The sequence below is a fragment of the Streptomyces scabichelini genome, assembly GCF_011045015.1.
Classification (GTDB): Bacteria; Actinomycetota; Actinomycetes; order Streptomycetales; family Streptomycetaceae; genus Streptomyces; species Streptomyces scabichelini.
On sequence record NZ_JAAKZY010000299.1, the window covers coordinates 1 to 11,122 of the forward strand.

Below are 11,122 nucleotides of genomic sequence, written 5' to 3' on the forward strand. Positions count from 1 at the left end.
GGTCCAACCCCGTCGCGCCCACGACCCCCTCCGTTCCCGGCGAACCCGTTCCGCCGCCTCCCCTCTCCCCTGAGGGGCCCGGTCAGGCGCCCTACGGCTATGGCTATGGCAACCAGGGACACCCCTATTACCCGGCCGCCCCCGGCGGCGGTCCGGGCTACGGCTGGCCCGGGATGCCCATGCCGCCCAGTAACGGCATGGGCACGGCAGCGCTGGTGCTGGGGATCATCTCGGCGGTCGGCTTCTGCGCCTGGCCGCTGGCCATCATCCTGGGCATCCTCGCGGTGATCTTCGGCGTCATCGGGCGTGGCAAGGCCCGCCGGAGTGAGGCGACCAACGCGGGCCAGGCCCTGGCGGGGATCATCTGCGGGGCCGTGGGGATCGCTCTCGGCGTGGGCATGGCTCTGCTGTTGATCGTCGGCTTCGCCTGAGGCCTCCGGCGGTCGGGCAGGGTGCCTACGGGGGTGGTGGGTTGGGTTCGTTGTCGGCTGCAGCGCCGTCGTGGCTGGTCGCGCAGTTCCCCGCGCCCCTAAAAAGCCTGCGCCTTCCCGCGCCCCAGGAAAGCCCGTACCCCCAACTACCCGCCACTCACCCACCGGCGGGAGGGGTCGTGGGTCGGTGCGTCGTATGCCCGTCGCGTAGGTTCGGTCTCAGGTCACCCGCACCGTGTACCAGCCCAGGGCCGTATGCCCACCCTGCGACGGGCTGACGCACCGGCCCACGGCCCCGACCCCCAACGAACCCAGGGGCGCGGGGAACTGCGCGACAAGCCAGAACGAACCCGCAGCCGACAACCAACCGACAGATTCCGTTGCTTAACCAAAAGGCAACAACGGAATCCCTTGTTGGACAGGGTCACCTCTGCCAGGATCGGCACTCAAATCGAGCTGGAGCCACGCCAGCCCCGCAGGGGACCGCGGCCGGCGGCGGAGGAGAGCACCCATGCACAACCCGGGCCACAGCACGCGCACCCAGGCTCAGGAACACGCACAGCAACACTTCGCGCCCGGCGCGCAGTACATCGCGGGGGGCCTGTGCAAGGGCACCTCCGGCCACACCCACACCGTCGTCGACCCGTCCACCGGCGAGGACGTGCTCACGTACAGCCTGGCGGGGACCGCCGACGTGGACGCCGCCGTCGCCGCCGCCCGAGACGCCTTCCCCGGCTGGTCGGCCACGACGCCCGGCGAGCGCTCCGACGCGATGCACCGCTTCGCCGCCGTGCTGGCCGACCGCGCCGAGGAGTTCGCGCGTGCGGAGTCCCTGCAGTGCGGCAAGCCCCTCAAGCTGAGCCGGGAGTTCGACGTCCCGGGCACCATCGACAACACCGCCTTCTTCGCGGGCGCCGTCCGGCAGCTCCAGGGCCAGTCCGCGGGCGAGTACTCCGGCGACCACACCTCGTACGTACGCCGCGAACCCATCGGTGTCGTCGGCTCGATCGCCCCCTGGAACTACCCTCTCCAGATGGCCGCCTGGAAGATCCTCCCGGCGATCGCCGCGGGCAACACCATCGTCCTGAAGCCCGCCGAGCTCACCCCGCTCACCTCGCTCCTGTTCGCCGAGGCGGCCACCCAGGCCGGCATCCCCGACGGCGTCGTCAACATCGTGGCCGGCACGGGCAGGGAGGTCGGTGAGCACCTGGTCGCTCACCCTGACGTGGCGATGACCTCCTTCACCGGCTCCACCGCCGTGGGCAAGCGCGTCGCCGAACTCGCCACCTCCACCGTCAAGCGCCTCCACCTGGAACTCGGCGGCAAGGCCCCGTTCCTGGTCTTCGACGACGCCGACCTGGAGGCCGCCGTACAGGGCGCGGTGGCGGGCGCGTTGATCAACACCGGCCAGGACTGCACGGCCGCCACGCGCGCGTACGTCCAAAGGCCCCTCTACAGGGAGTTCGTCCAGCAGACGGCCGCCCTTATGGAGAGCGTCCGGCTCGGCGACCCGTTCGCGCCGGACACCGACCTCGGCCCGCTCATCTCCTACGCACAGCGCGACCGCGTCGCCGGTTTCGTCGACCGGGCACGCTCCTACGCGCGCGTGGTCACCGGCGGCGAGATCCCGAAGGGGCTGGAGCACGGCGCGTACTACCGGCCCACCCTCGTCGCCGACGCCGCCCAGGACAGCGAGATCGTGCAGTCCGAGATCTTCGGCCCCGTCCTGGTCGTGCTGCCCTTCGACAGCGACGACGAGGGCATCCGGCTCGCCAACGACACCCCGTACGGCCTCGCCGCCTCCGCCTGGAGCCGCGACGTGTACCGGGCCAACCGCGCCACCCGCGAGATCAAGGCGGGCTGCGTATGGGTCAACGACCACATCCCGATCATCAGCGAGATGCCGCACGGCGGCCACAAGGCGTCCGGCTTCGGCAAGGACATGTCCGTGTACTCCTTCGAGGAGTACACCCAGATCAAGCACGTCATGTTCGACAACACGGCGGTGGCCAGGAAGGACTGGCACCGCACGATCTTCGGGGACCGCTAGTCACCACCGGCCACGACCAGGCCGAACCCTCCCGAAAGGGCACCACGAGCATGGAGCAGTACGAGCCCGACCGCCCGTCCCCGGCTCAACTGGCCGCCGTACGGCGCGGTCTGAGGAGCGGCAGGGCCTCCCTCACCCGTCGTTCGCTGCTGCGCGCCTCCACGGGCGGAGCCCTCGCCCTGGGCGGCCTCGGGACCCTGAGCGCCTGCGGGATCCCGGCGGCCAAGAACACCGCGGGCGTCTCGTCCGACGACCACTCGGCCAAGGAGAAGGAGATCGACTTCTCCAACTGGACCGAGTACATGGATGTCGACGAGAGCGAGAAGCACCACCCCACGCTCGACGCGTTCACGAAACGCACCGGCATCAAGGTCAAGTACACCGAGGACATCAACGACAACGTCGAGTTCTTCGGGAAGATCAAACCGCAGCTCGCGGCGGGCCAGGACACGGGGCGCGACCTCATCTGCGTCACCGACTGGCTGGCCGCCCGGCTCATCCGCTTCGGGTGGGTCCAGAAACTGGACCCGTCCAACCTGCCGCATGCGTACGCCGGCCTGTCCCAGCAGTTCCGCACCCCCGACTGGGACCCGGGACGCGCGTACTCGTATCCCTGGACCGGGATATCCACCGTCATCGCCTACAACAAGAAGGCGCTCGACGGTGTCGAGGTGAAGTCGGTCTCCGACATGCTGGACAACCCCAAGCTCAAGGGGCGTATCGGCTTCCTGTCGGAGATGCGCGACAGCATCGGCATGACGCTGCTCGACATGGGCAAGGACCCGGGGAAGTTCACCGACGACGACTACGACGCGGCGATCGCCCGTCTCCAGAAGGCCGTCGACAAGGGGCAGATCCGCCGCTTCACCGGCAACGACTACACGTCCGACCTCACCAAGGGCGACTTCGCGGCCTGTATCGCCTGGGCCGGTGACGTCGTCCAGCTGAAGGCGGACAGCCCGGACGTCGACTTCGTCATCCCGGACAGCGGCTACATGACGTCGACCGACAACCTGCTGGTTCCCAACAAGGCCCGCCACAAGACCAACGCCGAACGGCTCATCGACTACTACTACGAGCCCGGTCCGGCCGCGCAGCTCGCCGCGTACATCAACTACGTGTGCCCCGTGGACGGCGTGAAGCCCGAACTGGCGAAGATCGACGAGGACGCGGCGAACAACCCGCTGATCATCCCCGACGCCGCCATGGCCGCCAAGTCCCGCTCCTTCCGCTCCCTGAGCTCGAAGGAAGAGACGGCCTATGAAGAGAAGTTCGCAAAGCTGACAGGGGCGTGACCACGATGACGAACGACACCAGCGGCGACGTCCGCCTCTCCGGGATCAGCAAGACGTACGGCTCCTTCACCGCCGTCCACCCGCTCGACCTGACCGTCCCCCAGGGATCGTTCTTCGCCCTCCTGGGAGCATCGGGTTGCGGCAAGACCACCACCCTGCGGATGATCGCCGGCCTGGAGGAGCCCACTGCGGGATCCGTGTCCCTGGGGGACCAGGACGTGACGAACCTGCCGCCCTACAAGCGGCCGGTGAACACGGTCTTCCAGTCGTACGCCCTCTTCCCGCACCTCGACATCTTCGAGAACGTCGCCTTCGGCCTGCGCCGGCGAGGCATCAAGTCGGTGAAGAAGCAGGTCGAGGAGATGCTCGAGCTCGTACAACTCGGCGAGCAGGCCCGCAAGAAGCCGCACCAGCTCTCCGGAGGCCAGCAGCAGCGCGTCGCCGTCGCCCGCGCGCTGATCAACACTCCCAAGGTGCTGCTCCTCGACGAGCCGCTCGGTGCCCTCGACCTCAAGCTGCGCCGCCAGATGCAGCTGGAACTGAAGCGCATCCAGACCGAGGTCGGCATCACGTTCATCCATGTCACGCACGACCAGGAGGAGGCCATGACCATGGCCGACACGGTCGCCGTGATGAACGCGGGCCGCGTCGAGCAGCTCGGCTCGCCCGCCGACCTCTACGAGAACCCGAACACCACCTTCGTCGCCAACTTCCTCGGCACCTCCAACCTCATCGAGGCCGAGGTCGACACCAAGAGCGGCGACGAGATCGTCCTCAAGGCGGGCGGCGGCAAGCTCGTACTGCCCGAGGCGCGCTGTTCGGCGCCGACGACGACCGGCGGCAAGGTCCTGGTGGGCGTCCGTCCCGAGAAGATCTCGCTCACGCACGTCGACGACGCGGGCGAGATCCCGGTGGGCCGCAACCGGATCACCGGGAAGATCGCCGACTCCAGCTTCATCGGTGTCTCCACGCAGTACGTCATCGACAGCCCGGTCTGCCCCGAGTTCGAGGTCTACGCCCAGAACATCGACCGCGACGCCCGGCTCGTCCCCGGCACCGAGGTCGTCCTGCACTGGAGTCCCGCCCACACCTTCGGTCTGGACGCTGCCCAGGACATCGACGCGGGCATCGAGACCGTCGCGGAAGAGGCGGCCTGATGACGACCGTCACCGACGCGCCACCCCTGGCGCCGACGCCCGCTCCGAAAAAGCGTCCACCTCGTAAAAGAGGCCGCCTCACCCCGTACTGGCTCCTGCTCCCCGGCATCCTCTGGCTGCTGCTCTTCTTCGCGCTGCCGATGGTCTACCAGGCCTCCACGTCCGTGCAGACGGGCTCCCTGGAGGAGGGCTACAAGGTCACCTGGCACTTCGCGACCTACTGGGACGCGCTGTCCGAGTACTGGCCGCAGTTCCTGCGCTCCGTCGCGTACGCCGGCACCGCCACGATCCTGTGCCTGCTGCTCGGCTACCCGCTCGCTTACCTGATCGCGTTCCGCGCGGGCCGCTGGCGCAATCTGATCCTGATCCTGGTGATCGCGCCGTTCTTCACCAGTTTCCTGATCCGTACGCTCGCCTGGAAGGCGATCCTCGCGGACGGCGGCCCGGTCGTCGGCACCCTCAACTCGCTGCACCTCCTGGACGTCACGAGCTGGCTCGGCATCACGGCCGGCGACCGCGTCCTTGCCACCCCGCTCGCGGTGGTCTGCGGACTCACGTACAACTTCCTGCCGTTCATGATCCTGCCGCTCTACACCTCCCTGGAGCGCATCGACGGACGGCTGCACGAGGCGGCGAACGACCTGTACGCCAAGCCGTTCACGACCTTCCGCAAGGTGACGTTCCCGCTCTCCATGCCCGGTGTCGTCTCCGGAACGCTGCTGACCTTCATCCCGGCCAGCGGTGACTACGTGAACGCCGATCTCCTCGGCTCCACGGACACCCGGATGGTCGGAAATGTCATCCAGTCGCAGTTCCTGCGGATTCTCGACTATCCGACGGCCGCCGCCCTCTCGTTCATTCTCATGGCCGCGATCCTCATCATGGTCACGCTCTACATTCGCAAGTCCGGGACGGAGGATCTGGTTTAAATGACCTTCGTACGCTGGATCAAGCGCCATCTCGTCATCATCGCGGGCCTCGTGACGCTCGGATACCTGCTGCTGCCGAACGTCGTCGTCACGGTGTTCTCCTTCAACAATCCGAAGGGCCGCTTCAATTACGAGTGGCAGCAGTTCTCCACGGACGCCTGGACCGATCCGTGCGGAGTCGCCGACCTGTGCGGCTCGCTCTCGCTCAGCCTGCAGATCGCGGCCTGGGCGACGCTCGGCGCGACGGTTCTCGGCACCCTGATCGCCTTCGCGCTCGTCCGCTACCGCTTCCGTGCACGCGGCGCCGTGAACTCGCTGATCTTCATGCCGATGGCGATGCCCGAGGTCGTGATGGCCGCCTCCCTGCTGACGCTTTTCCTCAACATGGGGGCTCAGCTGGGTTTCTGGACGATCCTGATCGCCCACATCATGTTCTGCCTCAGCTTCGTCGTAACGGCCGTCAAGGCGCGCGTCATGTCGATGGACCCGAGACTGGAGGAAGCCGCCCGGGATCTGTACGCGGGCCCGCTCCAGACGTTCGTCCGGGTCACCCTGCCGATCGCCGCCCCCGGAATCGCCGCGGGCGCGCTGCTCGCCTTCGCGCTCTCCTTCGACGATTTCATCATCACCAATTTCAACGCGGGCTCCACCGTCACCTTCCCCATGTTCGTCTGGGGCTCGGCACAGCGCGGAACACCCGTCCAGATCAACGTCATCGGTACGGCCATGTTCATCGTCGCCGTACTGCTGGTGCTGGCCGGCATGGTCGTCGGCAATCGCCGAAAGCGGCAACGGGCATGACCCGCTGGACGAAATCCCTTTCCGACGTCCAGCCGGTCTCGTACTGGCTGGACGACTCCGCCAAGCCCCACCCGGAGCCCGCCCTCACCGCCGCCGAGACCTGCGACCTGCTTGTCGTCGGCGGCGGCTACAGCGGACTGTGGACCGCGCTCCTCGCCAAGGAGCGCGACCCGCACCGCGACGTGGTGCTCGTCGAGGGCCGCGAGGCGGGCTGGGCCGCCTCGGGCCGCAACGGCGGCTTCTGCGCCGCCTCGCTCACCCACGGCCTGGCCAACGGCCTCACCCGCTGGCCGCACGAGATCCACAAGCTCCAGGAGCTGGGCGCCCGCAACCTCGACGAGATCGAGGCGGCCGTCGCCCGCTACTCCCTCGACTGCGACTTCGAGCGCACCGGCGAGATCGACGTCGCCACCGAGCCGTACCAGGCCGCCGAACTGCGCGAGTGGTACGGGGAGTTGAAGCGGCGGGGGTTCGCGGACGGCGTGGAGTACCTGGACGCCGACGGCGCCCGGGAACAAGTCGACTCACCGACATTCCTCGGCGGCCTCCACGACCGCCACGGCGTCGCTCTCCTCCACCCCGCCAGACTCGCCTGGGGCCTCAAACGCGCCTGCGTCGAGCTGGGCGTCCGCGTGTACGAGCACACGCCCGCGCTCAGCCTGAAGACGTACGGCGCCGGTATGGCCGTACGCACTCCGTACGGCGGCGTCCGCGCCCGCCACGTCGCCCTCGCCACCAACATCTTCCCGAGCCTGGTCAGACGCGTGCGCCCGTACACCGTCCCGGTCTACGACTACGCGCTGATGACCGAGCCGCTGACCGACGCCCAACTCGCGTCCATCGGCTGGAAGAACCGCCAGGGCCTCGGAGACAGCGCCAACCAGTTCCACTACTTCCGGCTGTCGGCCGACAACCGCGTCCTGTGGGGCGGCTACGACGCCGTCTATCCGTACGGCGGCCGGATGCGCGCCGAGTACGACGACCGGCCGGAGACGTACGCGAAGCTCGCCGGGCACTTCTTCACCTGCTTCCCGCAGCTCGAGGGCGTCCGCTTCACCCACGCGTGGGGCGGCGCGATCGACACCTGCTCCCGCTTCTCGGCCTTCTTCGGCACGGCGCATCAGGGGCGTGTCGCGTACGCGGCGGGGTACACGGGCCTTGGCGTCGGCGCGACCCGGTTCGGCGCGGACGTGATGCTCGACCTGCTGGCGGGGGAACGCACCGAACGTACGTCCCTGGACATGGTCCGCAAGAAGCCGTTGCCCTTCCCGCCCGAACCCTTCGCCTGGACCGGGATCGCGCTCACCAAGTGGTCGTTGGCGCGGGCGGACGCGCACGGCGGCCGGCGCAATCTGTGGCTGAGGACGATGGACAGGCTGGGCCTGGGCTTCGACAGCTGAAACAAGGTGAAACAAGCTGAAGAAAGTGGTCGGAAGCCGCGTAATGTCCGACCGGGACCCCTCTCTCCCCAGTGACGCGACCAGCGTCCACACGAGAAAGGGAGGACCCCCTCATGACTGGGGCGAAAACGGCAGTCGAGTGGCTCGCTTCCGTGGCTCCGGATCCAGAGGCGTGCCGCTGGGAATGGGAGCGCAGTCCCCTCGGGATCGCGCTGCTTCCGGCGGGCCGGCTCTGGGACGTACTCATCCTGCCGGGCGAGCTCGGCTACCCGACGCTCGACGTACTGACCCGCGTCCTCGATCAACCCGGTCCTGTGCTCGCCGACTTCGGTGACGCCCGCATGGGCTTCTTCGTGCCGCCGGGCACGGCGGCACGCTGGCTCGGCACGGGGGTGCGCACCGCGGGTCGCGGCACCTGGATCGTCGTCCCCTATCCGGGGCGCGTCACCGGCGGTACCCGCTGGCTGGTTCCGCCGGACGGCTCGGGCACGCTGACGGATCCGGCCCTGCTGGAGCTGGCGATGCACGAGGCGGCGGCCGCGCTGGCGCGCGACGAAGGGATGTGAGGTGCCGACGGCTACTTCCGAGGCTCCCGTGAGTCCCGTGAGTCCCGAGAAGTGGTGCGTCGGCGCAGCAGCACGGCGAGCACGATCAGCAGCATCGCGCTCAGGACCAGGCTCGCCACCACGTCCAGCGGCCAGTGGTAGCCGCGGCGGACCAGGCCGAAGCCGACGGCGACGATCAACACCACATACCCGATGGTGAGTTCGCGACGGACGTAGGTGCCGCGGAGCAGGGGGAGCAGAAGCAGGACGGCCGCTCCGTAGGCGACGGCGGCCGTCGCCGTGTGGCCGGAGGGGTAGTAGCCGTCACCCGCCATCCCGTACGGGCCCGTGCGGCCGACGACCTCCTTCAGCGGGACCACCAGCGCGGGTACGGCGGCCATGGTGACCAGGGCAGCGAGGGGCGGGAGCCACCAGCGGGGCGCAGCGGCGCGACGCGCGCGCCAGGCGACGTATGCGAGGACCGCGACCAGGACCGGGACGGCGACCGTGAGGTTGCCGAGGTCCGCGAGGAGTTCGGCGGCGCCGTCCGGGAAACGGCTGTCCGCGATCGCCCGGCCCAGGCGCTCGTCGGCGCGGCGCAGCGGGCTGTCGACGGCGACCTGCCACGTGAGGAACGCGAAGAGACACGTGAGGAACGCGAAGAGAAGGGCCAGAGTGCCCGGAGACAAGGTCGGCCGCCCCGGAACAGGGGGGGTAGTTCCGGGGCGGCCGTCCGGATCGGGTCGTCGCACGCCCCGGGGGGTTTGGGGCGGGCGACTGTCCGATCGGTGAGGAGACCCTCCGGAGCCGGAGGCTCCAGTTGTGTGCGCGAGGGCACGACCAGGGCGAAGCTGGGGAGGCCTCGACCCGGTGTCACCCACAGTCCCCTGTGGGCGGGGTGTATCTCTCATCTGGGTAGAACCTACGACAGAGGATCGGCGTCCGACAGACCGATACGCCTCCCGCCATGCACCCCGCACAGCTTCTTCACATGCCCTGCTCCTCGCCGCCCCGCAGCGGAACCGGATGAGAGAAGTCCTGCTCAGATGCGGGAGAAGGCCTGCTCCAGGATGTCGAGGCCCTCGCTGAGCAGATCCTCGCTGATGACCAGCGGCGGCAGGAAGCGCAGCACGTTGCCGTAGGTGCCACAGGTAAGGACCAGCAGGCCCTCCTGATGGCAGGCCTTGGCGAGCGCGGCGGTGGCCTCCGCGTTGGGCTCCTTGGCGGCCACGCCTCCAGGAGTGTCGGTCTTCACGAGCTCGATGGCCATCATGGCGCCACGGCCGCGGACGTCGCCGATGATGTCGTACTTCTCCTGCATGGCCCCCAGACGCGCCTTCATGACCGTCTCGATGTGCCGCGCCCTGGCATTGAGGTCGAGTTCCTTCATCGTCTCGATCGAGCCGAGGGCGCCCGCGCAGGCGACCGGGTTGCCGCCGTAGGTGCCGCCCAGGCCGCCCGCGTGCACGGCGTCCATGATCTCGGCGCGGCCGGTCACGGCGGCCAGCGGCAGACCGCCCGCGATGCCCTTGGCCGTGGTGATCAGGTCGGGGACGATGCCCTCGTCCTCACACGCGAACCACTGACCGGTGCGGCAGAAGCCAGACTGGATCTCGTCCGCGACGAAGACGATCCCGTTGTCCCTCGCGAACTTGCTGAGCGCCGGCAGGAAGCCCTTCGCCGGCTCGATGAAGCCGCCCTCGCCGAGGACCGGCTCGATGACGATCGCGGCGACGTTCTCCGGGCCGACCTGCTTGCTGATCTGGTCGATGGCCTGCGCGGCGGCTTCCGGGCCGCAGTTCTCCGGGCCGGTCGGCCAGCGGTAGCCGTACGCCACCGGCACGCGGTAGATCTCGGGCGCGAACGGTCCGAAACCGTGCTTGTACGGCATGTTCTTCGAGGTCAGCGCCATCGTCAGATTCGTACGGCCGTGGTAGCCGTGGTCGAAGACGACGACGGCCTGGCGCTTGGTGTACGAGCGGGCGATCTTGACGGCGTTCTCGACGGCCTCGGCGCCGGAGTTGAACAGCGCGGACTTCTTCGCGTGGTCGCCGGGGGTCAGCTCGGCCAGCGCCTCGGCGACGGCCACGTAACCCTCGTACGGCGTGACCATGAAGCAGGTGTGGGTGAAGTCCTGAAGCTGGGCGGAGGCGCGGCGTACGACGGCCTCGGCGGAGGCGCCGACGCCGGTCACCGCGATGCCGGAGCCGAAGTCGATCAGCCGGTTCCCATCGACGTCCTCGACGATCCCGCCGCCCGCGCGCGCCGCGAACACGGGCAGCACGGACCCCACACCGGCCGCGACCGCGGCACTGCGGCGGGCCTGCAACTCCTGCGACTTCGGGCCGGGGATGGCGGTGACGACGCGGCGCTCCTGCGGAAGTGCGCTCATGAGGGGCTCCTTGGGGTCTTGCGGGCGGGGTTTTGCGGGCGGGGTCTTTCGGACGCGGTTGCTCGTACGTTCGGTTTCTTTCTTCGCAGGCTAGGACCGGGGGGTGGGGAGTGGGCATGCTC

The 11,122-nt window shown here is 68.9% G+C and carries 10 protein-coding genes; 8 read left to right on the forward strand and 2 right to left on the reverse strand.

Annotated elements, in window-relative coordinates; genetic code table 11:
• From G5C60_RS46570 to G5C60_RS46605, 8 genes are all read left to right on the forward strand, one after another.
• On the forward strand, nt 1-431 hold a 431-nt coding region (locus G5C60_RS46570), incomplete at its 5' end, for a DUF4190 domain-containing protein (RefSeq protein ID WP_165269652.1).
• A gap of 511 nt (nt 432-942) precedes the next feature.
• On the forward strand, nt 943-2,481 hold the full coding sequence (locus G5C60_RS46575) for a gamma-aminobutyraldehyde dehydrogenase (protein ID WP_165269654.1): 1,539 nt from the start codon (nt 943-945) through the stop codon (nt 2,479-2,481).
• A gap of 50 nt (nt 2,482-2,531) precedes the next feature.
• On the forward strand, nt 2,532-3,776 hold the full coding sequence (locus tag G5C60_RS46580; RefSeq protein WP_165269656.1) for a polyamine ABC transporter substrate-binding protein: 1,245 nt from the start codon (nt 2,532-2,534) through the stop codon (nt 3,774-3,776).
• Nucleotides 3,773-4,933 (forward strand): polyamine ABC transporter ATP-binding protein, encoded by a 1,161-nt coding sequence (locus tag G5C60_RS46585; RefSeq protein ID WP_165269658.1) that lies wholly within the window; start codon nt 3,773-3,775, stop codon nt 4,931-4,933. The genes G5C60_RS46580 and G5C60_RS46585 overlap by 4 nt, the downstream gene beginning before the upstream one ends.
• Complete coding sequence (locus G5C60_RS46590) at nt 4,933-5,862, forward strand: ABC transporter permease (RefSeq protein WP_165269660.1); 930 nt, start codon at nt 4,933-4,935, stop codon at nt 5,860-5,862. The genes G5C60_RS46585 and G5C60_RS46590 overlap by 1 nt, the downstream gene beginning before the upstream one ends.
• Nucleotides 5,863-6,663, forward strand: a complete 801-nt coding sequence (locus G5C60_RS46595) for an ABC transporter permease (protein WP_165269662.1) — start codon at nt 5,863-5,865, stop codon at nt 6,661-6,663.
• Nucleotides 6,660-8,063: an NAD(P)/FAD-dependent oxidoreductase gene (locus G5C60_RS46600; RefSeq protein ID WP_165269664.1), complete on the forward strand. Its 1,404-nt coding sequence runs from the start codon at nt 6,660-6,662 to the stop codon at nt 8,061-8,063. The genes G5C60_RS46595 and G5C60_RS46600 overlap by 4 nt, the downstream gene beginning before the upstream one ends.
• Nucleotides 8,064-8,176: 113 nt before the next feature.
• Complete coding sequence (locus G5C60_RS46605; protein ID WP_165269666.1) at nt 8,177-8,629, forward strand: hypothetical protein; 453 nt, start codon at nt 8,177-8,179, stop codon at nt 8,627-8,629.
• Nucleotides 8,630-8,640: 11 nt separating this feature from the next.
• On the opposite strand, the gene G5C60_RS46610 is transcribed toward G5C60_RS46605, so the two are convergent.
• Together G5C60_RS46610 and gabT are read right to left on the reverse strand one after the other, a co-directional pair.
• The gene (locus G5C60_RS46610; protein ID WP_338146130.1) at nt 8,641-9,297 is read right to left on the reverse strand and encodes a phosphatase PAP2 family protein; all 657 of its coding nucleotides are present in this window, start codon (nt 9,295-9,297) and stop codon (nt 8,641-8,643) included.
• A gap of 353 nt (nt 9,298-9,650) precedes the next feature.
• Nucleotides 9,651-11,000: a 4-aminobutyrate--2-oxoglutarate transaminase gene (gene gabT, locus G5C60_RS46615; protein WP_165269670.1), complete on the reverse strand. Its 1,350-nt coding sequence runs from the start codon at nt 10,998-11,000 to the stop codon at nt 9,651-9,653.
• Nucleotides 11,001-11,122: the final 122 nt, after the last annotated feature.